The sequence below is a fragment of the Tessaracoccus palaemonis genome (assembly GCF_019316905.1).
Classification (GTDB): domain Bacteria; phylum Actinomycetota; class Actinomycetes; order Propionibacteriales; family Propionibacteriaceae; genus Arachnia; species Arachnia palaemonis.
The window spans coordinates 1123936-1150071 of the sequence record NZ_CP079216.1 but is presented as its reverse complement, the minus strand read 5'-3'; the positions used below and the strand labels follow the sequence as shown (position 1 = coordinate 1150071).

Below are 26136 nucleotides of genomic sequence, written 5' to 3'. Positions count from 1 at the left end.
TCAGGAGGCCGGGGAGTCCTGGTCGGGCACCTGCAGGTCCGAGTGGACGATCTCCTCGATGGAGACGTCTCGGAACGTCAGGACCTTGGCGGACTTCACGAAGCGCGCGGGTCGGTACATGTCCCACACCCAGGCGTCGCCCATGGACACCTCGTAGTACACGTCACCGCCCTCGGTGCGGACCTTCAGGTCGACGGCGTTGCACAGGTAGAACCGGCGTTCGGTCTCCACCGCGTAGGTGAAGATGCCGACGACGTCCTTGTACTCGCGGTACAGGTCAAGCTCCAGCTTGCTCTCGTACTGCTCCAGGTCTTCGGCGCTCATGATTGGACCACTCTAGCGCTCCGCACGACGTTGTCGAAGCACCACCGGTGGATAGCGGAGGGGCCGTGCTCGTCGAGGGCGCGTTGGTGCACGGCCGTGCAGTAGCCCTTGTGCACCGCGAAGCCGTACTCCGGGTAGAGGGCGTCGTAGTCGACCATGATGCGGTCCCGGGTGACCTTCGCGATGATCGAGGCGGCGCTGACGCAGGCGGCGACCTTGTCGCCCTTCCACATCGACACGGCGGGCACGCCGAGGCCGTCGACGGCGAAGCCGTCGGTGATGACGAAGCTCGGGGCCACGTCCAGGCGCAGGACGGCGCGTCGCAGGCCGTGCAGGTCGGCCTGGTGCATGCCCAGTTCGTCGCACTCCCCCGGCTCGACGACGGCGACGGCGACGGCGACGGCCTCCCGACGGATGACGTCGTAGAGCCGGTCGCGCGCCCTGGCGGTGATGGCCTTGGAGTCGTCGAGCCCCTCGATGGGCCGACGCGGGTCGAGGATGGCCGCGGCAGCGACCAGTGGCCCGGCGCAGGCGCCGCGCCCTGCCTCGTCCGCTCCGGCGACGGGGCCGAGGCCGGCGCGGTCCAGCGCCCGCTCATAGCTGTAGGCGCCACGCCCGAGGCGGATCATCAGCAGCCGGACTCCACGTGGATGAGCTCCGGATCCTCCGGGGCGGGTTCGGTCGCGTCGGGCACCGTCTCGTAGGTCGAGGGCAGCTGGAAGGTCGCGAGGCGGTCCAGCGGCGCGACGATGGCCACGGAAGCACCGACGACGTTCTCGATCGGGACGAAGGCGCTCTCGCCGGGGTTCTGGGACACGTCCGCCAGGCGGCAGCGCGAGTCGTTGGACGCGTTGCGGTGGTCGCCCATGACGAAGATGTGGTCGGCCGGCACGACGATGTCGAACGGCACGGTGCTCGGGGCCACCTGCACGCCGTCCTGCGCGTACAGGTACGAGGTCTCGTCGAGGACCTGGCCGTTGACCTCGATGCTGCCGTCGTCGGTGGTACGGACGTGGTCGCCCGGCATCCCGATGACGCGCTTGATGAGGTGCTCGGTCCCGGAGTTCGGCAGCACGCCGACGAACTCGAGGGCCTGCTTGATCGCGTTGGGCTCCTCGGTCACGGGGGTCAGCCAGTTGCCGGGGTCCTCGAACACGACGACGTCGCCGCGCTGGAAGCCGCCGAACTTCGCCACCAGGACACGGTCGTTGACCTGCAGCGTGTTCTCCATCGACCCGGACGGGATCACGAACATCTGCCCCACGAACGTGCGGATCAGCGTCGCGATCACGATGGCGCCGACGACGACGAGCACGCCCTCCAGCAGCCAGCCGAGCAGCCGACGCCCGACGGACGGGGCCTTCGGCTCGGGCGCGTCAGTCTCGCCGGAGGTTGTGCCTGATTCCACGGATCGTCCTTCTTCGGGTGTCGGGTCTGAGCATACCGCCGCGAACCGGGGTCACGACGACACGAGCCGCCGGGTCGGATTCGACCCGGCGGCTCGTGGGAGATGAAGGTTCAGCGTCGGTGACGCTGGACGATCAGCGCTTCTCCTTGATCTTGGCGGCCTTGCCGCGCAGCCCACGCAGGTAGTAGAGCTTGGCGCGACGGACGTCACCGCGACGCTCGACCTCGATCTTCTCGATGATCGGGGAGTTCACCGGGAAGGTGCGCTCGACTCCGACACCGAAGGACACCTTGCGGACCGTGAATGCCTCCTGCACGCCGGCAGCGTTGCGCGCGATGACGACGCCCGCGAACACCTGCACACGCGACCGGGTGCCCTCGACGACGCGCACGTGCACCTTGACGGAGTCGCCGGCGCGGAACTCCGGGACGTCGTCGCGGAGCGCGGCCTTGTTGATCTCCTGGATCAGGGGATTGGTCATGGTTCTCACCTTTTCCGTCAGTGCCATAGGTCACCGCGGCCATTCGTTTCGATGCGACTCGTCCGGGACGGACCCCCCATGGCAGGAGCCCGGGCGCGCCGCTGTCACCCCCTGGCAGGGAGCAACGACTCTCCATTATGGCAGAGGGGCGCCAGAGGGGAAAATCCCCAGGGGACACGTCAGGGGCGGCACCGAAGTGCCGCCCCTGCGATGTGGCTCAGTCTCTGATGACTACTGCTTGCCGTCGCCCTTGAACAGCGACTTGATGAGGTCGCGGTTGAGGTGGGCGATGGACTCGAGCGGGATGCCCTTGGGGCAGACCGCGGCGCACTCACCGATGTTGGTGCAGTTGCCGAAGCCCTCCTCGTCGTGCTGCGCGACCATGGCCTTGACGCGACGGTAGCGCTCGGGCTGGCCCTGCGGCAGCATCGCGAGGTGCGTGATCTTCGCCGATGTGAACAGCATGGCGGAGCTGTTCGGGCAGGCGGCGACACACGCACCACAGCCGATGCACGTCGCGTTGTCGAACGCGACGTCCGACTCCCGCTTCGGCGCCGGGGTGGCGTGGGCGTCGGGGGCCGACCCGGTGTTGCTCGAGATGAAGCCGCCGGCCTGGATGATGTGATCCAGGGCAGTGCGGTCCACGACGAGGTCCTTGATCACCGGGAACGCGCCCGCGTGCCACGGCTCGATGTCGATGGTCGCGCCATCGGCGAACGAACGCATGTGCAGCTGGCAGGTGGTGGTGGCGGATCCGCCGTGCGCGACGCCGTTGATGACGACGCCGCACATGCCGCAGATGCCCTCGCGGCAGTCGTGGTCGAAGGCCACCGGCTCCTGGTTCGCGTTCGTGAGCTGCTCGTTGAGAAGGTCAAGCATCTCCAGGAACGACATGTCCTCGGACACGCCATCCAGGTCGTACTCGACCATCTTGCCGGCGGCGTTGGCGCCGGCCTGACGCCAGATACGTAGCTTGAGCTTCACTTGTAACTCCGTTGCTTCAGTTCGATTGCCTTGTAGACGAGCGGCTCGCGGTGCAGCACGGGCTTGGCGTTGTCGCCTGCCCACTCCCACGCGGCGACGTAGCAGAACTCGTCGTCGTGGCGGAGGGCCTCGCCGTCCTCGGTCTGCGACTCGGCGCGGAAGTGACCGCCACAGGACTCGCGGCGGTGCAGCGCGTCGACGCACATGAGCTCACCGAGCTCGAAGAAGTCGACGAGACGGCCGGCGCGCTCCAGGGCCTGGTTGAAGTCCTCGTTGACGCCCGTGACGCGGACGTTCTTCCAGAACTCCTCCTTCAGCTCGTGGATGAGGCCGATGGCCTTCTTGAGGCCCTCCTCGGTCCGATTCATGCCGCAGTACTCCCACATGATGTGGCCGAGCTCCTTGTGGAAGGAGTCGACCGAGCGGGTGCCCTGCACGGCGAGCAGCGCGTCGATACGGGCCTGGGCGGCATCGCGGGCCTCGACGACGGCCGGGTGGTCGTCGGCGAGCTTGTCGAACGGGGCATCAGCGAGGTAGTCGTTGATGGTGTTCGGCAGAACGAAGTAGCCGTCGGCGAGGCCCTGCATCAGCGCGGAGGCGCCGAGGCGGTTCGCACCGTGGTCGGAGAAGTTCGCCTCACCGGTCACGTACAGGCCGGGGATGGTGGACTGCAGGTCGTAGTCGACCCAGAGGCCGCCCATGGTGTAGTGCACCGCCGGGTAGATGCGCATCGGCACCTCGTAGGGGTTCTCACCGGTGATCTGCTGGTACATGTCGAAGAGGTTGCCGTACTTGTTCTCGACAGCCTTCTGACCGAGGCGGTTGATGGCGTCGGAGAAGTCGAGGTAGACGCCGCGGCGCATCATGCGCTCCTCGCCGCCCTCGGTGACCTCCTTGACGGCGGGCCCGACACCGCGGCCCTCGTCGCACATGTTCTTCGCCTGACGCGACGCGATGTCGCGGGGAACCAGGTTGCCGAACGCCGGGTAGATGCGCTCCAGGTAGTAGTCGCGATCCTCCTCGGCGATCTCGCGCGGATCCTTGGCGCAGTCCTCGGCCTTCTTGGGCACCCAGATGCGGCCGTCGTTACGCAGCGACTCCGACATCAGGGTCAGCTTCGACTGGGTCTCGCCGTGCACCGGGATGCAGGTCGGGTGGATCTGCGTGTAGCAGGGGTTGCCGAAGTAGGCGCCCTTGCGGTGCGCGCGCCAGTTGGCGGTGACGTTGCAGCCCATCGCGTTGGTGGACAGGAAGAACACGTTGCCGTAGCCACCCGTGGCAAGCACGACGGCGTCAGCGGTGTAGGTCTCGACCTTGCCGTTGATCATGTTGCGGGTCACGATGCCGCGGGCCTTGCCGTCGACGACGATCAGCTCGACCATCTCGTGGCGGGTGTACATCTTGACGGTGCCGGCGGCGACCTGACGCTCGAGCTGCTGGTAGCAGCCGATCAGCAGCTGCTGACCCGTCTGGCCACGCGCGTAGAAGGTGCGCTGCACCTGGACGCCACCGAACGAACGGGTATCCAGCAGGCCGCCGTACTCGCGGGCGAACGGGACACCCTGGGCGACGCACTGGTCGATGATGTTCGCGGAGACCTCGGCGAGGCGGTAGACGTTCGTCTCGCGCGCGCGGTAGTCGCCGCCCTTGACCGTGTCGTAGAACAGACGGTGCGTCGAGTCGTTGTCGTTGCGGTAGTTCTTCGCAGCGTTGATGCCGCCCTGGGCGGCGATCGAGTGGGCGCGTCGCGGGCTGTCCTGGTAGCAGAAGTTGAGGACGTTGTAGCCGGCCTCACCCAGGGTCGCGGCGGCGGCGCCGCCGGCAAGGCCGGTGCCGACGATGATGACGCTCAGCTTGCGGCGGTTGGCCGGGTTGACCAGGCGGGCCTGGAACTGGCGGGTCTGCCACACCTTGTCGATGGCAACCTGCGGCGCCTTGGTGTCACAGATGTCCTCGCCCTCGGTCCAGAACTGGCCGGTCAGCGGTGCGGTGGTGATGGCGTCGGTCATCAGATCACTCCGATCAGAATTGCGAAGGGCATGCTCATGAAGCCGACGAACAGGGCGACAGCGACGATGATGCCGAGGACGTTGAGGACCTTGCGCGCGTTCGGGCTGGTGTTGCCACCGAGCGTGTTGAACGCGCTGAAGAACCCGTGCCGCACGTGCATGCAGATCAGCACCATGCAGATCGCGTAGATCAGCACCATCCACCACTGCTCGAACGCGTAGTGGACCATGACGCTCGGCTTGGCCGGGTCGGTCTCGCCGAACTGCGCCGGGATGATCGTGAACTGGAGCAGGTGGAAGATGATGAAGGCCAGCACGATGACGCCGCCCCAGCGCATGGTGCGCACGGAGTAGGTCGAGGCCTGACGCTTGTAGTTGACGTACTTGTCACCACGGTTCGCGATGGTCTGGCGCGACAGCGTCGCCGCGGCCCAGACGTGCGCACCGACCGCGACGAGCATCACTGCGCGGAAGACGATGATGAACTGACCGGCAGGCATGAGCGGGTACATGATGCCGCCCTCATGGTCGATGCCGTTCTCCGCGAGGCCCTTGAGCCAGTGCGCGTAGTGATCGTAAGCCTCGGGGCTGACGAACATCTTCAGGTTGCCGTACATGTGCACGAGGAGGAACACGATCATGATCAAGCCGGACACCGCCATGATGACCTTCTTGACGACCGTGCTTCTCAACGCTCGTTGATGAATAGTGAGAGTTGTTGCCACGCGCCTCACTCTAGCCAACGCGTTACGCGCTGTCCCTAAGAGGGGGACTTTAACTTTCCCGTCGTCTAAATGCTCAATTTAGGCGTGAATGTAGTTTCGTAAATCAGTCACGCCCGTCCGGTGCCAGCAGATCCGGTCGACGGCTGCGCGTGCGCTCGACGGCCTGCTCCCGGCGCCACTTCGCGACGAGGCCATGGTTGCCGCTCAGCAGCACCTGGGGCACCTCGCGCCCCCTCCACACCGGCGGCTTGGTGTAGTTCGGGTACTCGAGCAGGGACCCGTTCCCGGCCGAGTGCGACTCCTCCGTCAGCGACTCCGGGTTCCCGATCACGCCGGGCAGGAGGCGCACGACGGCCTCGATGACAGCCAGCGAGGCCACCTCTCCCCCGTTGAGGACGTAGTCGCCCAGGGACACCTCGATGACCTCGTAGTGTTCGACGCAGTGGTCGATGACGCGCTGGTCGATGCCCTCGTAGCGGCCGCACGCGAACACGAGCCGCTGCTTCGCGGCCAGTTCGTAGGCGAGCTCCTGCGTGAAGGGGCGACCGGCCGGCGTCGGCACAACGATCGTCATGGGCGCGGGGTCGAGCTCCTCGAGCGCGTCGAGCGCCTCGCCCCACGGCTCGGGCTTCATGACCATGCCGGCTCCCCCGCCGTAGGGGGTGTCGTCGGTGGTGTTGTGCCGGTCGTGCGTCCAGCCTCGCAGGTCGTGGACCCCCAGCTCGACGATCCCCGAGGAGATGGCCTTGCCGACGAGGCTCAGGTGCAGCGGGGCGAAGTAGTCGGGGAAGATGCTGACGACGTCGATCCTCATTCGACGTCCTCCAGCAGGCCGGGGACGTCGGCCAGCTGCACGTGTCCCGCGGCCAGATCCACGACGGGGACCAGCGCGCTGACGAAGGGCACCAGGCGGTCCTCGCCGGCGACGTCGACCTGGAGGACCTCCTGCGCGGGAAGGTGCAGGACCTCGGTGACGGTGCCCACCTGGGCGCCGCGGTGGTCGAGGACCTTCAGCCCGACGAGTTGCCGGTCGAAGTACTCCTCCGGCTCGCTCGGGCGTTCGTCCGACGGCACCAGGGCGTGGAGTAGGAGACCGGTCAGCGCCTCGACGGCGGTGCGGTCGGGGTAGCCCACCAGCGTGACCGCCAGCCGGCCGCGATTCCAGCGCACCTGATCGATCTCGACGCTGCGGCCCGTGTCGCCGAGGCGCAGCGAGACGCCCGGCCGGAACCGGCGCGCGGGCTCGTCGGTGCGCAGCTCGACGGCGATCTCACCTCGGATGCCGACGGCGCGCCCGAAGCGGCCCACCGTCACCTCAACCTGCTCTGACACGTGCTTGCTCCTGGAGAGTCGGGGGAATGCGGCGACGCCGACCGGATCAGGCTCGAAAGCCCCTCCGGTCGGCGTCGACGTGTGGTGTGCTCAGCGGCGGCGGGGACGGTCCACGTCGACGAAGTCCACGCGGACGCTCTCCTTGCCGGCCAGCGCGCCGATGACCGTGCGCAGCGCCTGGGCGGTGCGGCCCTGGCGGCCGATCACCTTGCCGACATCGTCGGGGTGCACGCGCACCTCGAGCAGCCGGCCGCGACGCAGGTCCTTGTCCTTGACGTTCACGTCGTCGGGGTTCGACACGATCCCCGCGACGAGGTGCTCAAGGGCGTCGGCAAGCATGGTCACTCGCCCTCGGCGGGAGCCTCAGCGGAGGCGTCCTCGGCAACGGCCTCTGAGGCCTTCTTGGCAGCGTCCTCGTCGGCCTTCTTCTTGGCCTTGGAGATGGCCGGGGCGGTGGCGCCGGCGTCCTCGGCCAGGGCCTTGGCGAACTCGGCCTCGCGGTCGCGACGCTCGGGCTGCGGGTCGACGCCCGACGGCGTGGTGTCGCCGGAGAACTTCTGCCAGTCACCGGTCCGCTTGAGGATCGCGACGACGGCCTCGGTCGGCTGGGCGCCGACGGACAGCCAGTACTGGGCGCGCTCGGAGTCGACGCGGATCACGCTGGGATCGTTCTTCGGGTGGTACAGACCGATCTCCTCGATGGCCTGACCGTCGCGCTTCGCGCGGGAGTCGATCACGATGATGCGGTAGTGGGGCGAGCGAATCTTGCCGAGACGCTTCAGACGAATCTTGGTAGCCACGAGTGTGGTTTCTCCTGTTTACTCAAAGTGCCTGCTGGGCAGGCGAGCCGGATGGACGCGCTTCGCGTGTGGGGCACACTCCACGCAAACCTGTGGGGCCTTGAGTCCACGTGAGAGGGCGCGGACAAAAAGCTGCACCCGACATTGTGCCAGATTCCGCCCCGCTCCCCCAAACGCCGTGGTCAGGGATCAGCCCCAGCCCAGGTCGTGCAGCGCGTCCTCCTCGATGCCGTGGTAGTGCCCGAGCTCGTGGAGCAGGGTGACCCAGATCTCGTCGTAGAGGTGGTCCTCGTCGGTACACATGCGGGTGAGCGGCCCGCGGAACAGCACGACGCGGTCGGGCAGCTGTCCGAACCCGTACTGGTCACGTTCGGTCAGCGCGGTGCCCTCGTACCAGCCGAGCGTGTCCGAGCCGTCCTCCGGCTCGTCCTCGATGACGAAGATGAGGTTGTCGAGGCCGTCGGTGAGGCGCTCGGGCAGCTGGCCCAGCGCCTCCTCGACGAGTGCCTCGAAGGCGTCGGCGGTGATGTCCATCCGGCAAGGGTACCCAGGCGGCCGCAGGCTCAGGCGACGCGCCTGCCGCGCAGGATCAGCGCGACTGGGCGGCGCAGCGTCGTCAGGTCCTCGCGGGGGTCGGCGTCCAGCACGATGAGGTCCGCGCTCGCACCGTCGGTGAGGATGTCGGCGCCGAGCCAGGGCCGGGCGTTCCAGCTGGCCGCTCCCAGCGCGTACTCGTTGCCGGCGATCTTCGAGAGCTCGTCGATCTCGTCGCGGACCCTGCCGTGCCGCACGACGGTGCCCGCGTCCGTGCCGGAGAAGACGGTGATGCCCGCGTCGACGGCCTTGCCGATGGTCTCTTGGCGGCGGTCGTAGAGGTGGTGCATGTGCGCGAAGTACGTCGGGAACCGCGCCTCGGCGGGAGCGGCGTAGATGGGGAAGCGGTCCAGGTTGATCATGGTGGGGACCAGCGCAGTGCCGCGCGCGGCCATCTGCGCGATGACCTCGTCCGACATGCCGGTGCCGTGCTCGATGCAGTCGATACCCGCGGCGACGAGTTCCGCGACGGACTGCTCGGCGAAGCAGTGGGCCGTGACGCGCGCGCCCTCCTCGTGCGCGGCGGCGATGGCCTGCTCGGCGACGTCTGCGGGCCACAGGGGTGTCAGGTCGCCGACCGAACGGTCGATCCAGTCGCCGACGAGCTTGACCCAGCCGTCGCCGGCGCGCGCCTGGCGGCGGACCTCTGCGACCAGCTCGGCGGGCTCGACCTCCGCGGCCAGGTTGCGGATGTAGCGCTTCGGCCTTGCGATGTGGCGGCCGGCTCGGATGAGGCGCGGCTGCTCCGCGCGGCCCTGCAGCCACCGGGTGTCGGAGGCGGACCCGGCGTCGCGGATCAGCATGGTGCCGGACATCAGGTCGTCCTGCGCCTGCTGCGCCGCGACCTCGTCGGTCACGGCGCCGTCGGGTCCGAGGCCGATGTGGCAGTGCGCGTCGACGAGTCCCGGCACGACCCAGCAGCCCGTCGCGACGGTCTCGGCGCCGGCGACCGGCTCCGGGGAGATGACGCCGTCGGCGATCCACAGTTCCCGTCGTTCGCCGTCGGGAAGGACAACTCCGTCGATGTGCAGCGCATTGCTCATGGGTGCCACACTAGCGCCGCCCGGCGGCGCGCCGTCTCCGGCTAGAACTTGGGCTTGTTCTGCTCGAACATCTTCGCCAGATCCGGCGGCAGCTGGAAGTCGTCCATGCTCTGCGGCGCCTCGGGGGCGGCCTGCGGGCGCTGCTGCGGGAGCTGGCGACCCTTCGCGGGACGGGCCTTCTTGCCCTTGCGGGCCTTGCCGGGGGCCTTCTTCGTTGCGCTGGCCCCGCGGGTCCTGCCCATGCCGGGCATCCCGGGCATGCCGGGCATGCCGCCGCCGGCCATGGACTCCATCATCTTGCGGGCCTCGACGAAGCGCGTGACCAGCTTGTTGACGTCCGAGACCTGCACGCCGGCGCCCTTGGCGATGCGGGCGCGGCGCGAGCCGTTGAGGATCGAGACGTCGTCGCGCTCCTTGGGCGTCATCGAGTAGATGATCGCCTCGACGCGGTCGATCTCCTTCTCGTCGATCTCGTTGATGGCGTCCTTGAACTGCCCGGCGCCCGGCAGCATGCCGAGGATCTTGCTCATCGGGCCCATCTTGCGCAGCTGCTGCATCTGCGAGAGGAAGTCCTGCAGGCCGAACTTGCCCCGGCCCATCAGCTTCTCGGCAGCGGCGCGCGACTGCTCGGCGTCGAAGGTCTTCTCCGCCTGCTCGATCAGGGTGAGGACGTCGCCCATCCCGAGGATGCGCGAGGCCATCCGGTCGGGGTGGAACATGTCGAAGTCGGCCAGCGCCTCGCCGTTGCTCGCGAACATGATCGGCTTGCCGAGCACGCGGGCGATCGACAGGGCCGCGCCGCCGCGGGCGTCGCCGTCGAGCTTGGTCAGCACGACGCCGTCGATGCCGACGCCCTCGTCGAAGGCCTTGGCGGTGTTGACGGCGTCCTGGCCGATCATCGCGTCGACGACGAACAGGGTCTCGTCGGGGTTGACGGCGGCCTTGATGTCGGCGGCCTGCTGCATCAGCTCGGCGTCGACGCCCAGCCGGCCCGCGGTGTCGACGATCACGACGTCGTGCAGCTTGGTGCGGGCGTGCTCGATGGCCCGACGGGCCACGTCGACGGGGTCGCCGACGCCGTTGCCGGGTTCGGGCGCGAAGACCTGCACGCCGGCGCGCTGGCCGACGATCTGCAGCTGGTTGACGGCGTTGGGGCGCTGCAGGTCGGCGGCCACCAGCAGCGGGGAGTGCTGCGAGCCGGCCAACCACTTGGCGAGCTTGCCGGCCAGCGTCGTCTTACCCGCGCCCTGCAGGCCGGCGAGCATGATGACCGTCGGGGGCCGCTTCGCGAAGCGGATGGTGCGGGCCTCGCCGCCCAGGATGGAGACGAGCTCCTCGTTGACGATCTTGATGATCTGCTGCGACGGGTTGAGCGCCTTGGAGAGCTCCGCGCCGAGCGAGCGTTCCTTGACCGCCGCGACGAACTCCTTGACCACGCCGAGGTTGACGTCTGCCTCGAGCAGCGCGATGCGGATCTCGCGCATCGTGGCGTCGAGGTCGGCCTCGGTCAGCCGCCCCTTGGAGCGGAGCCCCTTGAACACCGTCGAGAGCCGGTCCTGCAGAGTGTCGAACACGTGGGGAGTCCTTCGTGGATGGGAGGTGCTACGCGGAAAGGATAGTTGAGGAGGCGGCGGAAGGCTCCGCCGACCTCACTCCCCGAGGATGCCTGCGACGAATCCCTCGGCGTCGAAGGGCGCGAGGTCGTCGACGCCCTCGCCGAGCCCGACGAGCTTGACGGGGACGCCGAGCTCGCGCTGCACCTGCACGACGATGCCGCCCTTGGCGGAGCCGTCGAGCTTGGTCAGCACGATGCCGGTGACGTCGACCACCTCGGCGAAGATGCGGGCCTGCGTCATGCCGTTCTGGCCGGTGGTCGCGTCGAGGACGAGCAGCACCTCGGTGACTGGCGCCTTCTTCTCGATGACGCGCTTGACCTTGCCGAGCTCGTCCATCAGGCCGGTCTTGGTGTGCAGGCGACCGGCGGTGTCGACCAGGACGACATCGGTGCCGTCGGCGGCGCCCTTCGCGACCGCGTCGAAGGCGACGGAGGCGGGGTCGGCCCCGTCGACGTCGCTGCGGACGGTCTCGACGCCGACGCGCTCGCCCCAGGTGGCGAGCTGCTCGGCGGCGGCGGCGCGGAAGGTGTCGGCCGCGCCGAGCACGACCGTCTTCCCCTCCGCGACGAGCACGCGGGCAAGCTTGCCGACGGTGGTGGTCTTGCCGGTGCCGTTGACGCCGACGACCATCACGACGGCGGGGTCGCCCTCGGCCGCCGGGGTCAGGTTGAGGGAACGGTCGAGCGTGGGGTCGACGAGCTTGATGAGTTCGGCGCGCAGGATCTCGCGGGCGCGCTCCGGGTCGGCGACGCCGTCGATCGCCAGCTGCGAGCGGAGCGCCTCGGTGAGCTCGGTGGCGGGTCCGACGCCCAGGTCGGAGGTGATGAGCGTCGACTCGAAGTCGTCCCACACGTCCGCGTCGAGGCGGTCGACGCTCAGCAGGTCGGACAGGGCCCTGGCCAGCGCGTTGTTGCTGCCGGCCAGCCGACGACGCAGGCGCGCCCAGCGGCTGACGGGCGCCTCCGGGGTCTCGAGGGCGGGAGTCTCAGGCTCGGCCTCGGCCTCGGGCTCGACGACCACGTCGGGGGAGGTCGGGGTGACCGGCTCCGCGGGCGCGACGAGCTCGGGCGCCGGGACGGCGGGCGTCTCGACGGTGGGGGCCACGACCACAGGCTCGTCGTCCGCGGTCGGCGTCAGCTCACCGCGGGATGAGCCCTCGAGCTCCTGCCTGCGCTGCTCGCGGTGGACGACGATGCCGCCCACGATCAGCGCGACTGAGACGACGGCGAGCATTACCCAGAAGATCCACACGCCGCCATCCTAGTGTCTGTGGAGCTGGCCCCCGATTCTCAGCCCACGCGGGGTCGGGAGTCCTGGTCCCCGAGGTCGTCGAGCCGCTCGAGGAACCGCGGCATGTCGCCCTGACCCTCGAGGACCTCCTCGGTGCGCTCGGCAAACTGCTGGAGCCGGGGGCGGTTGGTCTGGAGCTTGCCGGAGGCAATGGCCACGACAGCCACGACGGCGCCGGCCAGCAGCACGGCAGCGAGGATCGCGAGGACGTAGGGAAACGGCATGACCGTCGCCTTTCAGGAGAAGCGGAAGCACCTCCAGTGTGCCAGCCGGGTGCCGATCGGCCGTGGTCACTGCGCGCGGCGCTCCGCTTTCGAGACCGTCGTCGCACATTTCGTCACTCGGAGTGCAACCGCTGGCTGACGACGGTGGAGATGCCGTCTCCTCGCATGGTGACGCCGTAGAGCGAGTCCGCGATCTCCATGGTGCGCTTCTGATGCGTGATGATCAGCAGCTGGGAGTTCGCGCGGAGCTCCTCGTAGATGCCGAGCAGGCGGCCGAGGTTGGCGTCGTCGAGGGCCGCCTCCACCTCGTCGAGGATGTAGAACGGGCTGGGCCTCGCGATGAACAGCGCGACGAGGAAGGCCACGGCCACCAGCGAGCGCTCGCCACCCGACAGCAGGGAGAGCCTCTTGACCTGCTTGCCGGCGGGCCGGGCCTCCACGTCGACGCCGGTGGTGAGCCAGTCCCCCGGCTCGGTGAGCACCAGCTTCCCCTCGCCGCCGGGAAAGAGCCGCGAGAAGACGTCAACGAAGCTCCGTTCGACGTCGCGGTAGGCCGCCTCGAACACCTCCTGCACCCGACGGTCGACCTCCTCGACGATGCCGAGCAGGTCGCTGCGGGTCTGCTTCAGGTCGTCGAGCTGTTCCGCGAGGAAGCGGTGTCGGGCCGTCATCGCGTCGAACTCCTCGAGCGCGAGCGGGTTGACCCGGCCGAGGGCCGCGAGGCTGCGTTCTGCGGAGCGCAGGCGGGTGCTCTGGGCGGCCCTGTCGTAGGGCACGGGGGCCGGGACCTCGTCGTCGTCGGTCAACGCCGATCCGTCGGGCCTCGTCAGGACGGGGACGGGCTCGGTCGTGCCGTACTGGGCGACGAGATCGTCGGGCTCGAGGCCGAGCTCGCCGAGCGCCTTCTCGGAGAGTTGCTCGACGCGCATGCGCAGCTCGATGCGGACCATCTCGTCGCGGTGCGCACCGCGGACGATCTCCTCGAGTCGGGCGGCGGCCGCCTTCGCGCGGTGCCGCGCGGCCGTGGTGCCCGCCTCGGCCTCGCGGCGGGCGGTGTCGGCGGCGTCCCGCTCCGCAGTGGCCCGGCGTCGGGCGGCGTCGACGTGCTCGGCAAGCTGGGCGGCTGCGGCGTTGACGACGGCGGCGACCTCGGCCTCGCGGCGGAGCTGTTCGGCCCTGGCCTGGGCCTTTGCCCGCGACTGGCGCTCGTGCTGCGCCGCTCGGAGCAGGCCGTCGGCACGGCCCGCGACGGCCTTGAGCTGTTCCTCGAGCGACCGGACGGCCAGCCGCGCGTCCATGTCGGTCTGCCTGGCGGCCCGGGCCTCGGCGGCCTTCGAGTCGCGGTCCGCGGGGTCGGGTTCGGCGGCCTCGTCCTCGGCCCCGGCCGCGGCGAGCCGTGCGGCCAGCTCGTCGCGCTGGGCCTCGTCGGCGGCCCGGGTGGCGACGGCGGCCTCGATGGCCTCGGCCAGCCTCTCGGCCTCGCGGATGGCGGCGGCCTGCGCCTGCCTGGCCGCGCCCAGCCGGTCCGTGATGGCGGCCAGCCGCGCGTCCGACTCGTTCAGCGCGGACAGCGCCGCGTCGTGCCCCGCCCGGGCCTCGGCGACGCAGTCCCCGGCCTGCTCTGCGGCGAACCGCAGCCGCTCGCCCTCGGCGACGGCCTCGGCGAGTTCGTGCCGCGCCTCGGCCAGCTGCGCCTGCACCTCCAGCAGCGAGGGCGCTGAGGACGCGCCGCCCGTGACGAGCCAGGCAGACACCCACTCGCCCGCGCGGGTGACAGCGCTGAGCGTCGGATCGCCGGCGACGAGGTCCGCGGCCTCCGCGAGGGTCTCCACGGCGACGCAGGCGCCGAGCAGCGCGTCGAGTGCGCCGTCGAGCTCGGCCGGGCCGTCGACGAGCGCGCGGGCGGACCGGGCGCCCGCGCCGGGCCGGGTGAGCGGCGCGTCGGCGATGACGAGCGGCCCGGGATCGGCGTCGGCGAGATGCGCGGTGGCGGCGAGCGCCCCGTCGAGCCCCGCAACGACGACGGCCTCCGTCGCCCCGCGCAGGGCGGCGTCGACGGCCGACTCCCAGCCCGGTTCGACCGTCAGCAGGTCGCTGAGGCGACCGACCACCTCCGGCCGTCCGGAGCCGAGCAGGTCGGCAGAGCCGTCCCTGCGCTCCGCCATCAGGGTGAGCGCGTCGACGCGCGCGCCGAGCGCGGCGCGGGTCCGCGAGTTGTCGGCCGCCCGCTCCGCTACCGACGCCGCCTCGGCCTCGGCCGCGTCCACGGCGGAGGCGGAGCTCTCGAAGACGGCGTCCAGGTCCGTCTCGGAGGCGCCGAGCCCCGCGAGCTCCGCCTCCCCCGCGTGATACTGGGCCGCCGCCGCGGCGGTGCGGGCGAGCGCCTCCTCGCGCCGGGCGACAAGCCGGGCGACCTCCTCCTCGGAGGCCCCGATGCGGGAGGTGACGCTGGCGAGCCTGCCGTTCAGGCGTGCGAGGCCCTCGCGCCGGTCGGCGATGGCCCGCAGTGCGGCGCCGTAGGCCTGCTCGGCGAACGCGTGCACGCGTTCGGCCTCGTTGCGGGCCGACGTGGCGGCGGCGAGCGCCTCCTCGGCCTCGGCACCGCGCTCGCGGAGCTCCTCCTCGCGGCGTCGGAACTCCGCCGCCTCGCGTTCGAGGGCCTCCGGGTCGCGGCCACCCACGTCGAGGGTCGGCTGGTTGTCGCGGGCGCGCATGCGCTCGGCGGAGATCGACACCGTCGTCGCGACCCGCTCACGCAGCGCGGCCAGCGTGTACCACTGCTCCTGGGCGGCGTCGAAGTCCTGGGCGGCGGCGCGCAGCCTCCGCTCGGCTGCCTCCTCATCGGCCTGCGCCGCGGTCACCGCGCTCTCGGCGGCGACGCGGGCCTCGTTCGCGGCCGCCTCGTCGGCGAGTTCGGCGGTCAGCTCCCGGCGGGCGGCGGCGAGGTCGTCGGCCAGTAGCCGCGCCTTCGAGTCGCGGAGCTCGGCCTGGATGACGGCGGCGCGACGGGCCGTCTGCGCCTGCCTCCCGAGCGGCCCCAGCTGGCGCTGGAGTTCCGCGACCAGGTCCTGAAGGCGGTCGAGATTCTGGCGGGTCGCCTCCAGCTTCCGCAGCGCCTTCTCCTTGCGTTTGCGGTGCTTGAGGACCCCCGCGGCCTCCTCGATGAACCCGCGGCGCGACTCCGGGGTCGCCTGCAGGATCGCGTCGAGCTGGCCCTGGCCGACGATCACGTGCATCTCGCGGCCGATGCCGGAGTCGCTGAGCAGCTCCTGCACGTCGAGGAGTCGGGCTGAGGCGCCGTTGATGGCGTACTCGGATCCCCCGCTGCGGAACATCGTGCGGGTGATGGTGACCTCGGTGTACTCGATCGGCAGCGCCCCGTCCGAGTTGTCGATGGTCAGCTCAACCTCGGCGCGGCCGAGCGGCGCCCGCCTGCTGGTGCCGGCGAAGATGACGTCCTCCATCTTGCCGCCGCGCAGGCTCTTGGCGCCCTGCTCCCCCATGACCCAGCTCAGCGCGTCGACCACGTTGGACTTGCCCGACCCGTTCGGGCCGACGACGCACGTGATCCCGGGCTCGAAGACGAGAGTCGTCGCGGAGGCGAACGACTTGAACCCGCGCAGTGTGAGCTTCTTCAGATACATGGCGCGTTCAGCCTAGTGGCGTCCGGTTCGAGGGTCAGGCGCGGCGCACGGAGCGGAAGGTCCAGAGCTTGTTCACGACGAAGTTGATGGGCATGGTGATGACGATGGCGATCAGCTGCGACCAGTACTCGCGGGAGTGGATGCCCGCCTCCTCGTGGAACCACGGCTCGGGCAGGAAGACGGGGCTGCTCGGGTTGGTCAGCGCGATCTTGATCACCAGACCGACGGCTGCGGCGGCGCTGCCGACGGCGAGGAAGGGCCAGAACTCCTTCCACCACCCCGCTGCGGCTGCGGACTTGAAGGTCCACCAGCGGTTGAGCTGGAAGTTGTAGAGGTTGGCGACCAGGAACCCGCCGATCCAGACCAGGGCCGTGAAGCGGATGTTGAACGGGGTGCCGGGGATGGCCCAGACGATGTTCTGCGCGTTGGCGGAGCCGCCGTTGAGGCGGTTCATCACGACCGCCACCAGCATGTTGACGAGCACGCCGGTGCCACCGACGACCGCGAACTTCACGAACTGCCGCATCGAGTGGCGGTAGCGCTGGTAGAGCTCGGTCATCTGGTTCCCTTCGGAGCACGCTGGCATCTCGGGCAGAGGTACGAGCTGCGGTTCATGAAGCTGCGGCGCACGATCGGCGTCCCGCAGCGGCTGCATGGCTGCCCCTCCCGGCCGTACGCCTCCAGCGACCGGGAGAAGTACCCGGACTCGCCGTTGACGTTGACGTAGAGGGAGTCGAAGGAGGTGCCGCCCTCGGCCAGCGCGTCGGCCATGACGTCGCGGGCGGTGGTCAGCAGAGTCACCGCGCGGCGTGGCCCGAGCTCGCCGGTCGGCAGTTCGAAGTGCGTGGCCGTGCGCCAGAGCGTCTCGTCGGCGTAGATGTTGCCGATGCCGCTGACCAACCCCTGGTCGAGCAGGGCGCGCTTGACCGTCGTGCGTCGGCCACGCATCCGCGCGGCGACGGCCGCGGCGTCGAAGCCGGGATCGAAGGGGTCCGCGGCGATGTGCGGGACCGGGGAGGAGGCCAGGCCGGGGCGCCACTCGAGGCCGCCGAACATGCGCTGGTCGACGAAGCGGAGCTCGGAGCCGTCGTCGAGGAGGAAGGTGACGCGGGTGTTGCGTTGCAGCGGGTCCGACGGCGCGTTGACGCGGAACTGGCCGCTCATGCCGAGATGGATGACCAGCGCGTCGTCGGCCAGGGAGAGCCACAGGTACTTGCCGCGGCGGTGGACCGCGTCGACCGTGCGGCCGCCCAGGTCAGCGGCGAAGCCGTCGGCGCCGAAGGGGTGGCTGCGGACGGGCCGCGGGTGGAGGACCGTCACGCGCTCGAGGGTGCGCCCCTGCACGTGCGCTGTCAGCCCCCGCCTGACGACCTCCACCTCGGGCAGTTCAGGCAACGCCCAGATCCTTCACGGCAATCCGTGCAGCGATCTGTTCGGCGCGCTTCTTGCTCCCGGCCGTGCCGGTGCCCATCTCGCGGGCGTCGACGACGACCACCGCGGTGAAGGTGCGCTCGTGGTCGGGGCCCTCGCCCACGACGTCGTAGCGGGGCAGGTCCCAGCCGCGGGCGGCGCAGATCTCCTGCAGGACCGTCTTGTAGTCGGCGTAGTCGCCGGCCGCCTCGGAGGCGGCGATGAGGTCGTCGAAGGTCGCGTGGATGAACCGCGACGCCGCCGCGGAGCCGGCCGAGATGTGGATGGCGCCGATGACGGCCTCCATCGTGTCGGCCAGGATCGAGGTCTTGGTGTTGCCGTGCGTGGCGATCTCGCCCTTGCCGAGCAGGATGTGGCCGCCCAGGTCGAGCGACCTGGCCACCTCAGCGAGCGCGACGGAGCTCACGACACTTGCCCTGAGCTTGGCCAGGTGTCCCTCGGGGAGCTCTGGGTAGGTGCGGAAGATGTGCTCGGTGACGACGATCTCCAGCACGGCGTCGCCGAGGAACTCCAGCCGCTCGTTGGACGCGAGGCCGGGGTGCTCGTAGGCGTAGCTCCGGTGCGTGAAGGACAGCTCAAAGAGCTGGGCATCGACCTCGATGCCCAGCTCCTGCAGTCTGTCAAGCAGTCGACTCACCCGCGTGACTCGCGGGACTCGACTCAGGCCTCGAGGACCTGACGACGCGCGCCACGCGGACCGTACTGGCCGCAGCTCGGGCACGCGGTGTGCTGAAGGTGGGGCTCACGGCACGCCGGGTTGGCGCACACGACGGTGGGAACCACGGTCGTCTTCCACTGGGCCCGACGCGAACGGGTGTTGCTGCGCGACATCTTCCGCTTCGGAACGGCCACGATCTTCTCCTTGGTCTACAGACAAAAAGTCAGTTGGGGGTGTCCCCGGTCAGCCCGGTGAGCTTCGACCACCGGGGGTCGATGCGGTCACCATGCGTGTGCGTGGGGTCGAGGTTGCGGTTGAAGCCGCAGTCCGGGCACAGGCCCAGACAATCATCCTCGCACAAGGGGGTGAACGGCAACTCGAGCACCACGGTGTCCCGCAGGACCTCCTCGAGGTCGATCGTCTCGTCGACGACGAGACTCTCCTCCTCGTCCACCTCGTTGCCGGGGTAGAAGTAGAGCTCCTGGATGTCGAAGGAATCCGTTCCCTCGATACCCGTCAGGCAGCGGGAGCACTGGCCGCGCAGCTGCGCGGTCGCCGTCCCCGACACCAGGACACCTTCGGTGACCGACTGGAGCGTGAGTTCAAGCTCGATGTCGGAACCCTCCGGCACTCCGATCACTCCGACGACAAGTTCGGCAGGAGCGGGAACCGTCGCGTCGATCCTCTTCATGGCCCCAGCCCGGCGTCCCAGCTCGTGCACCTCGAAAACGAGGGGCGAGCGGCGATCCGGTTGGGCATGCGTGGGCGACACGGCTATTCCCCTTCCTTGACCGTCCATGACATCGTCATGACCGACGACCTACCTTACCCCGGGGCCCGACGGGGACCAAATCCGGAGGCGCGGGTCAGGAGCGCGGGAACTTCACCGCCAGAGCGTCCGCCACGTTCTGCGGCACGTAGCGCGACACGTCGCCGCCCAGCCGGATGACCTGCCGGATGATGGTGGAGCTGAGGGTCGCGTGGTCACGCGCCGCGGGCAGCAGCACGGTCTCGATGTCGCCCATCTCGACGTTCATGTGCGCCATCTGCAGCTCGAAATCGAAGTCGGCGCCGAAGCGCAGCCCCTTCACCACCGCCGGGATCCCGCGGTCCCGGCAGAAGTCGACGAGCAGGCCGTCCATGGCCTCGACCGTGATCCCTGAAAGGTCCGCGGTGGCCCCGTGGACGAGCCCGACCCGCTCCTCGAACGTGAACATGTAGTCCTTCGTCGAGTTGTTGCCGATGGCGACCAGGACCTCGCCGAACAGGGCATGGGCTCGCCTCACGATGTCGAGGTGCCCGACGGTGATGGGGTCGAAGGAGCCTGGGACCAGTACCTTCACGTCTCTCCTTGGGTTGGCCGTGTGTGCGACAACCTAGTCGACCGTGCCGAACAGCAGGCAGGTCTCGCCGTAGTCGCGGCGCCAGGTCTCGGTGAAGGCCGGCGGCCAGGCGGGCTCACGGTCGCGCACCGACCGCTCGACGACCACCAGCCCGCGGGGGGCCACGGCGCCGTCGGCCAGCTGGGCGAGCAGCGCCTCGACCTGCTCGGTGGGCACCGCGTAGGGAGGGTCGATGAAGATCAGGTCGAAGGAGCGCCCGGGGGCGGCGGCGAACGTCTCGGCCTTACCGGTCCGGACGTCGGCCTGCAGCCCGGCCGACGCGGCGTTGGCCGCGATGAGCTTCGCGGTGGGTCGGTCGGCCTCGACGAGCACCACGGGCGACGCGCCACGGCTGGCCGCCTCGAGACCGACGGCGCCGGTGCCCGCGAACAGGTCGAGCATCGAGTAGCCGGCGAGTTGCTCCTCGGCGGCGGCGTCGGCGGCGTCGAACCAACTGGCGAGAGCCGAGAACAGGGCCTCGCGGGTGCGGTCGGTGGTGGGACGGGTGTTGGCCCCCTTGGGCGCGGCCAGGCGGCGGCCCTTGGCTCGGCCGGCGATGATGCGGCTCACGACTTCTCCATCCACTCTCCGGCGGCCATCAGCTCGGCCTTGGTCATCAGGTCCGTGAGCAGCGGGTCGGTGGCCGCCCGCTCGTCGGAGATCACGCGTTCGGCGAGCACCTTGGCCTCGCCGATGACGTCGGCGTTCTCCAGTGCCCGCAGCAGCTTCAGCGTCCCTGCCCCGCTCTGCGCCTCCCCCAGCACATTGCCCTCGCGGCGCAGCGTCAGGTCGAGGTCGGCCAGCTCGAAGCCGTCGGTGGTCGTGGCCATGGCCTCCAGCCTGGCGAGCGCGTGCTCGTTGTCGGCGACGGGGGCCAGCAGCAGGCAGAGCCCCGGGTGCTCGCCGCGGCCCACGCGACCGCGGAGCTGGTGCAGCTGGCTCAGGCCGAACCGGTCGGCGTCGAGCACGACCATCATGGAGGCGTTCGGCACGTCGACGCCGACCTCGATCACGGTGGTGGCCACGAGCACGTCGACCTCGCCCGCCACGAAGGCGGCCATGGTGTCGTCCCGCTCCGCGACCGCCTGCTTCCCGTGCACCATGCCGATCTTCAGCCCGCGGAGCGGCCCGGAGGCCAGCTGCGGGGCGAGTTCCTCGACGGCGGCCAGTGCGCGCTGGTCGTCGGCCTTCCCGCCGCCCTCCAGCTGCGTGCCGGTGATGGCCGGGCAGACGATGAACGCCTGCCGCCCTGCGGCGATCTCCTCGCGGATCCGTTCCCAGGCCCGCGGCACCCACGCGGGATGAGTCAGCATGTTGACGAAGACCGTCTGGATCGGCTTGCGCCCGCGCGGCAGCTCGCGCAACTCGGAGACCTCGAGGTCACCGAACACTGTCATGGCGATCGACCTGGGGATGGGGGTGGCCGTCATGATCAGCGTGTGCGGGCGCTGCCTGGCCTTGGCCGCCAGTGCGGCCCGCTGCTCCACGCCGAAGCGGTGCTGCTCGTCGACGACCACCAGGCCGAGGTCGTCGAACTCGACGGGGTCGCTGAGCAGCGCATGCGTTCCCACGACGATCCCGGCCTCGCCGCTCGCGATCGAGGCGAGCGTCTCTCGCTTGATGGCGCTCGACCGCGATCCGGTGAGCAGGACCACGCCGGTGGCCGCCTCGGGCGCGCCGAGCTGCCCGCCCTCGGCCAGGTCCCCCATCAGCGCCGAGATGGAGCGGTGGTGCTGCTTGGCGAGCACCTCCGTCGGGGCCAGCAGGACGGCCTGACCTCCGTTGTCCACGACATTGAGCATGCCGCGCAGCGCCACGACCGTCTTGCCGGAGCCCACCTCTCCCTGCAGCAGCCGGTTCATCGGCACCGACCGCGCCAACTCGCCGAAGATGGTCTCCCCGATCTCCTGCTGCCCGGCGGTGAGCACAAAGGGCAGGGCCGCGTCGAAGGCGTCGAGCAGGCCGCCCGCGCGGCGCGGCCGGGGTGTCGCCGGGTCCTTGGCGAGCTCTCGGCGCCGCGCGGCCATGGCGAGCTGGATGCCGAAGGCCTCGTCGAAGCGGAGCCGATCGACGCCGACCGAGGCCTGCGCCTCCGAGGTGGGCTCGTGCACGGCGGTGAGCGCCTCCTCGAACGGCAGCACGCCCGCCGCGTCCACGACCCACCCTGGCAGCGTGTCGCCCTCGAGCATGGGCAGCACGAGCTCGATGGACTCGGCGATGCTCCAGGTGGGCAGCGCCTTCGTCGCGGGGTAGAGGCCGATCATCGTGGCGCGCTGGACGGCCCGCGACATCGCTTCACGCGACTCGCGGCCGAGGCGCTGCTTCTCGTTCTCTCCCCTGCGCTTTCCGCCCCCGGTGCGGACACCGTCCAGCATGACGAAATCGGGGTTCGTCAGCTGGAGTTCTCCCTTGAACTCCCCCACCTTCCCGACGAAGATGCCGCGCTTGCCGGGGTCCAGCAGCAGCTTCCAGTGGTTGAGGTGGTGGACGTTCTTGGCGAAGAACGTGAGTGACAGCGTCCGACCGGATCCGTCCCCGATGGACGCCGCCAGTCGGCCGGGACCCACCGCGGACCGCCGGACCTCCGCGATGACGGCGGCCTCATCGCCTGGGCGGAGATTGGCGAAGTCGCTCATCCCGGTGCCGGAGATGTAGCGACGCGGGACGTGCCGGACCAGATCGTCGACCGTGACGATGCCGAGCTTGGCGAACGCGGTCGCTGTCCTGCCCCCCAGCACGTCGGCGAGCCTGCGCGACAGCTCGCGGTAGATCGGGGTGCGCCAGTTCGCCATGACACGACCTTACCGACCCCCGCCGACGGACCCACAGCGAAGGCCCCGAGGCCCGGCCACCTGACAAGGGCACACGACACGAAACTGGCGGCCCGCAGAAGCGGACCGCCAGTTCCTCAGAACCTGGTGCTCAGCGAGAGACCTTGCCGGCCTTCAGGCAGGAGGTGCACACGTTGAGGCGCTGCGGCGCACCGTTCACGACGGCGCGCACGCGCTGAATGTTCGGGTTCCAGCGGCGGTTGGTCTTCTTCTTCGACCAAGGCACGTTGTGACCGAAGCCGGGTCCCTTGGCGCAAACGTCACACTTGGCAGCCACTGGATTCTCCTTGATTTGCTCGTGCCCAGGCCACGGCCTGGATTGGATTCGGCGCCCTCCGGAGAAGGCAACCTGTAGATTCTAACGCGCCCGGCCGGTCTGGACCAAACCGGGCGCGACGCTCACTTCCTGCGGCGACGGGGCTTGCGCTCGCCACCGTCTGCGGGGGCCTGCGAGTCGACGGGCTCGTCGAAGCGCAGGTACCCGGCCCCGTGGCAGTGCTCGCACGGCTCGGTGAAGGCCTCCGCCAGCCCCGTGCCGATCTTCTTGCGGGTCAGCTGGACCAGACCGAGGCTCGTGACCTCGGCGACCTGGTGGCGGGTCCGGTCGCGGCCGAGGCACTCGACGAGACGACGCAGCAGCAGGTCACGGTTGCTCGGGAGCACCATGTCGATGAAGTCGATCACGATGATGCCGCCGATGTCGCGGAGCCTCAGCTGTCGGACGATCTCCTCGGCCGCCTCCAGGTTGTTGGAGGTGACGGTGGCCTCGAGATTGCCAGCCGAGCCGGTGAAGCGGCCGGTGTTGACGTCGATGACGGTCATGGCCTCGGTGCGGTCGATGACCAGCGAGCCGCCCGACGGGAGGTAGACCTTGCGGTCGAGCGCCTTGGCGATCTGGTCGTCGACCTTGTACTGCGCGAACAGGTCGCGGCCGTCGTCGCCGACCTCGAACTGCTCGAGGCGGTCCTTCAGGTGCGGGGCGACATGGTCCACGTAGGCGGCGATGGCCTCGTAGGAGTCCTCCTGCGAGCCGTTGCCCTGGACGATCAGGTGCCCGAAGTCCTCCGTGAACAGGTCACGGACGATCCGCAGGGTGAGGTCGGGCTCCGAGTAGAGGGCCTCCGGGGCGCCGCCCTGCTTGGACTTCTTCTCGATGACCTCCCACTGGGCCTTGAGCCGGTTGACGTCGCGTACCAGCTCGTCCTCGCTGACGCCCTCGGCGGCCGTCCGCACGATCACGGACTCCTCGTCGGAGATCAGGTTGCCGAGCACCGTGCGCAGGCGGTGGCGCTCGGTGTCGGGCAGCTTGCGGGAGATGCCGGACAGGTGGCCGCCCGGCGAGTAGACGATGTAGCGGCCGGGCAGGGAGATGTGCGCCGTGAGGCGGGCACCCTTCGCGCCGACGGGGTCCTTCGTGACCTGCACGAGGACGCTCTGGCCGGACTTGAGGACCTTCTCGACCTTGCGGTCCTCGCCGGAGACGTTGAAGGAGGCCCAGTCGACCTCGCCCGCGTACAGCACGGCGTTACGGCCGCGGCCGATGTCGATGAAGGCGGCCTCCATGCTCGGCAGCACGTTCTGCACCTTGCCGAGGTAGATGTTGCCGATCAGCGACGTGGCAGACGCCTTGTCGACGTAGTGCTCCACCAGGATGTCGTCCTCGATGACCGCCAGCTGGGTGTACTCCTCCTTCTGGCGGATGAGGAGGCGACGGTCGACGGACTCGCGTCGGGCCAGGAACTCGGCCTCGCTGAGGATCGGGGCGCGGCGTCGGCCGGCGGCGCGGGACTCCTTGCGGCGCTGCCGCTTGGCCTCCATGCGGGTCGATCCCTCGATGCCGGTGATCTCGTCGTCGCCGGTGCCGTGGGACTCACCCTCGCCACGACGGCGACGGCGGCGACGGCGACGCGTGGTCGAGCCGCCCTCATCGGAAGACTCGGCCTCGCCGTCGGGCTCGCCCTCGGCGTCGGTGTCGGCGCCCTGCTCGTCGGAGGACTCGCCGTTCTCGTCCGCGTCGTCGCCCTGCTCGCCCTCGCTGTCGTCGCGGGAGTCGGAGCGGCGGCGACGGCGGCCGCCACGGCGGCGGCGACGGCGCGACGGGCGCGCGTCCGACTCCTCGGCGTCGGCGTCCTCGTCCTCGTTCTCCTCGGAGTCATCCGCCTCCTCGGCGTCCGTGGACTCCTCGTCGGTGTCGGCCTCGGCGGCCTCCTCGTCCTCGTCCTCATCGTCGTCGCCGGCGATGGCCCCGGCGAGCGCGGCCAGCTCGGCCGCGCGGGCCTCGGCCGTCATGAACGGGTCGGCGAGCACGGCCTTGCGCGCCTCGGCGAGCTTCTCGGCCTCGCGCAGCGCGGCGCCGATGGGATCGGACTCGTCCGCGTCGGAGGCGGGCTCGGGGGCTGCGGCGGGTCGCGCCGCGCGGCGACGCCGGGCGCGGGGCGCCTCGCGGGTGGGTTCGGCCTCGGGCACCGGCTCGGGGGCGACCTCGGGCTCCGGGGTGACGGCGGCCTCGGGCGCCGCGGCGGCCTCGTCGACGGCGGGTGCCTCGACGGGCTCCGGGGCCGCGGCGGGCTCCGGGGCCGCGGCGGGGCGGGAAGCGGCGCGACGGCGACGGGCCGGCTTCGTCTCCGCGGGCTCGGCGACGACAGCGGGGGCCTCCTCCACGACAGGCTCGGCCACGACCTCGGGGGCCGGCGCCTCGACGGCGGCGGGGGTTTCCGGTGCAGGCGCCTTCTCGGCGGGGGCGCTCTGGCGGGTGGCGCGACGACGCGCGGGCTTCTTCACGGGCTCGGCGGGGGCGTCGTCGGCCGGGGCCTCGGGCGCCGTGTCCGCGGGGGCCTCGGCCTGATCTGCGGCAGGGGTCTCGTCGGCGACCTGCACGCGACGACGGCGGCCGGCGGGCTCGGCGACCCGGGTGCTGGCGCGGCGACGCTTCGGGGTGAGGTCCTCCTCGGGGGCCGCGGCGGACGCCTCGACCGCGGGGGCCTCGGGCTGTGCCGGGACCTCGGCCTGCGCGATCTCGGGCTGCACGGTGACCTCTGGCTGGGCGGGGGCCTCGACCTTGACGGGGGCCCCGGCCGGGCGGGCGGCTGCCCTGCGGCGACGGGTGGGGGTGGTCGGTGTTGTGTTTTCCGGACCGTTTTCCGTGTCGAGCATGCGGCTCCTTAACGCGCGAACGCGCGGACCTGGCACAGCGGGCTGTGCGCTAAGACTGACGGTCGACCGGAGCGGGTGAAGAGTCGCGGCACGCTTGCCGCGGTGCGGTTCCCGCCGCCCCTGGTGGCACCGGGAGGTGCCCTGACCTACGGGTCATTCTCTCACAGGTCACCAAAAAGGCGCCATCTGCGCCCGGCGGGTCCGCGG

At 70.3% G+C, this 26136-nt stretch carries 27 protein-coding genes; all 27 read right to left on the bottom strand.

The window, feature by feature from the left end; translation table 11 throughout:
* A complete protein-coding gene (locus KDB89_RS05110) occupies positions 1–324 on the bottom strand; it encodes a DUF2469 domain-containing protein (RefSeq protein ID WP_219083773.1) in 324 nt (107 codons plus the stop codon).
* Positions 321–953 carry a ribonuclease HII gene (locus KDB89_RS05105; protein ID WP_219083772.1) on the bottom strand — a complete coding sequence of 211 codons (633 nt, stop codon included), beginning with the start codon at positions 951–953 and terminating at the stop codon, positions 321–323. The genes KDB89_RS05110 and KDB89_RS05105 overlap by 4 nt, the downstream gene beginning before the upstream one ends.
* Positions 953–1732, bottom strand: a complete 780-nt coding sequence (gene lepB, locus KDB89_RS05100; protein WP_255556244.1) for a signal peptidase I — start codon at positions 1730–1732, stop codon at positions 953–955. Before lepB ends, KDB89_RS05105 begins: the two co-directional genes overlap by 1 nt.
* A 133-nt stretch (positions 1733–1865) precedes the next feature.
* Positions 1866–2213, bottom strand: coding sequence for a 50S ribosomal protein L19 (rplS, locus tag KDB89_RS05095; protein WP_219083771.1), 348 nt, complete (start codon positions 2211–2213; stop codon positions 1866–1868).
* Between the two features lie 231 nt (positions 2214–2444).
* Positions 2445–3197, bottom strand: a complete 753-nt coding sequence (locus KDB89_RS05090; RefSeq protein ID WP_219083770.1) for a succinate dehydrogenase/fumarate reductase iron-sulfur subunit — start codon at positions 3195–3197, stop codon at positions 2445–2447.
* Complete coding sequence (locus tag KDB89_RS05085) at positions 3194–5206, bottom strand: fumarate reductase/succinate dehydrogenase flavoprotein subunit (RefSeq protein ID WP_219083769.1); 2013 nt, start codon at positions 5204–5206, stop codon at positions 3194–3196. The genes KDB89_RS05090 and KDB89_RS05085 overlap by 4 nt, the downstream gene beginning before the upstream one ends.
* Positions 5206–5898 carry a succinate dehydrogenase cytochrome b subunit gene (locus KDB89_RS05080; RefSeq protein WP_219083768.1) on the bottom strand — a complete coding sequence of 231 codons (693 nt, stop codon included), beginning with the start codon at positions 5896–5898 and terminating at the stop codon, positions 5206–5208. Before KDB89_RS05080 ends, KDB89_RS05085 begins: the two co-directional genes overlap by 1 nt.
* A gap of 136 nt (positions 5899–6034) precedes the next feature.
* Positions 6035–6745 (bottom strand): tRNA (guanosine(37)-N1)-methyltransferase TrmD, encoded by a 711-nt coding sequence (trmD, locus tag KDB89_RS05075; RefSeq protein ID WP_219083767.1) that lies wholly within the window; start codon positions 6743–6745, stop codon positions 6035–6037.
* Positions 6742–7263, bottom strand: a complete 522-nt coding sequence (gene rimM, locus KDB89_RS05070) for a ribosome maturation factor RimM (RefSeq protein ID WP_219083766.1) — start codon at positions 7261–7263, stop codon at positions 6742–6744. The genes trmD and rimM overlap by 4 nt, the downstream gene beginning before the upstream one ends.
* Before the next feature lie 90 nt (positions 7264–7353).
* Positions 7354–7602 (bottom strand): RNA-binding protein, encoded by a 249-nt coding sequence (locus KDB89_RS05065; RefSeq protein WP_219083765.1) that lies wholly within the window; start codon positions 7600–7602, stop codon positions 7354–7356.
* Between the two features lie 2 nt (positions 7603–7604).
* Positions 7605–8063: a 30S ribosomal protein S16 gene (gene rpsP, locus KDB89_RS05060; RefSeq protein WP_219083764.1), complete on the bottom strand. Its 459-nt coding sequence runs from the start codon at positions 8061–8063 to the stop codon at positions 7605–7607.
* A gap of 189 nt (positions 8064–8252) precedes the next feature.
* Positions 8253–8597 (bottom strand): metallopeptidase family protein, encoded by a 345-nt coding sequence (locus KDB89_RS05055; protein WP_219083763.1) that lies wholly within the window; start codon positions 8595–8597, stop codon positions 8253–8255.
* Positions 8598–8626: 29 nt separating this feature from the next.
* On the bottom strand, positions 8627–9700 hold the full coding sequence (locus KDB89_RS05050; RefSeq protein ID WP_219083762.1) for an amidohydrolase family protein: 1074 nt from the start codon (positions 9698–9700) through the stop codon (positions 8627–8629).
* A 41-nt stretch (positions 9701–9741) separates the two neighbouring features.
* Positions 9742–11274, bottom strand: coding sequence for a signal recognition particle protein (ffh, locus tag KDB89_RS05045; RefSeq protein WP_219083761.1), 1533 nt, complete (start codon positions 11272–11274; stop codon positions 9742–9744).
* Positions 11275–11349: 75 nt separating this feature from the next.
* Entirely contained in the window at positions 11350–12549 is a 1200-nt protein-coding gene (gene ftsY / locus KDB89_RS05040) for a signal recognition particle-docking protein FtsY (RefSeq protein WP_219084207.1), read from the bottom strand.
* Between the two features lie 56 nt (positions 12550–12605).
* On the bottom strand, positions 12606–12830 hold the full coding sequence (locus KDB89_RS05035; RefSeq protein WP_219083760.1) for a hypothetical protein: 225 nt from the start codon (positions 12828–12830) through the stop codon (positions 12606–12608).
* Between the two features lie 113 nt (positions 12831–12943).
* Complete coding sequence (smc, locus tag KDB89_RS05030; protein WP_219083759.1) at positions 12944–16474, bottom strand: chromosome segregation protein SMC; 3531 nt, start codon at positions 16472–16474, stop codon at positions 12944–12946.
* 34 nt (positions 16475–16508) lie between these two features.
* On the bottom strand, positions 16509–17033 hold the full coding sequence (locus KDB89_RS05025; RefSeq protein ID WP_255556234.1) for a GtrA family protein: 525 nt from the start codon (positions 17031–17033) through the stop codon (positions 16509–16511).
* Positions 17030–17869, bottom strand: coding sequence for a bifunctional DNA-formamidopyrimidine glycosylase/DNA-(apurinic or apyrimidinic site) lyase (gene mutM, locus KDB89_RS05020; protein ID WP_219083758.1), 840 nt, complete (start codon positions 17867–17869; stop codon positions 17030–17032). Before mutM ends, KDB89_RS05025 begins: the two co-directional genes overlap by 4 nt.
* A complete protein-coding gene (gene rnc / locus KDB89_RS05015) occupies positions 17862–18542 on the bottom strand; it encodes a ribonuclease III (protein ID WP_219083757.1) in 681 nt (226 codons plus the stop codon). Before rnc ends, mutM begins: the two co-directional genes overlap by 8 nt.
* A 23-nt stretch (positions 18543–18565) precedes the next feature.
* Positions 18566–18757: a 50S ribosomal protein L32 gene (gene rpmF / locus KDB89_RS05010; protein WP_219083756.1), complete on the bottom strand. Its 192-nt coding sequence runs from the start codon at positions 18755–18757 to the stop codon at positions 18566–18568.
* Between the two features lie 29 nt (positions 18758–18786).
* On the bottom strand, positions 18787–19335 hold the full coding sequence (locus KDB89_RS05005; protein ID WP_439654869.1) for a YceD family protein: 549 nt from the start codon (positions 19333–19335) through the stop codon (positions 18787–18789).
* Positions 19336–19429: 94 nt separating this feature from the next.
* A complete protein-coding gene (coaD, locus tag KDB89_RS05000) occupies positions 19430–19906 on the bottom strand; it encodes a pantetheine-phosphate adenylyltransferase (RefSeq protein WP_219083754.1) in 477 nt (158 codons plus the stop codon).
* 33 nt (positions 19907–19939) lie between these two features.
* Positions 19940–20515: a 16S rRNA (guanine(966)-N(2))-methyltransferase RsmD gene (gene rsmD, locus KDB89_RS04995; protein ID WP_219083753.1), complete on the bottom strand. Its 576-nt coding sequence runs from the start codon at positions 20513–20515 to the stop codon at positions 19940–19942.
* On the bottom strand, positions 20512–22737 hold the full coding sequence (locus tag KDB89_RS04990; RefSeq protein WP_219083752.1) for an ATP-dependent DNA helicase RecG: 2226 nt from the start codon (positions 22735–22737) through the stop codon (positions 20512–20514). The genes rsmD and KDB89_RS04990 overlap by 4 nt, the downstream gene beginning before the upstream one ends.
* Positions 22738–22867: 130 nt before the next feature.
* On the bottom strand, positions 22868–23053 hold the full coding sequence (rpmB, locus tag KDB89_RS04985; protein ID WP_219083751.1) for a 50S ribosomal protein L28: 186 nt from the start codon (positions 23051–23053) through the stop codon (positions 22868–22870).
* 122 nt (positions 23054–23175) lie between these two features.
* Positions 23176–25929 (bottom strand): Rne/Rng family ribonuclease, encoded by a 2754-nt coding sequence (locus tag KDB89_RS04980; protein WP_219083750.1) that lies wholly within the window; start codon positions 25927–25929, stop codon positions 23176–23178.
* Positions 25930–26136: the final 207 nt, after the last annotated feature.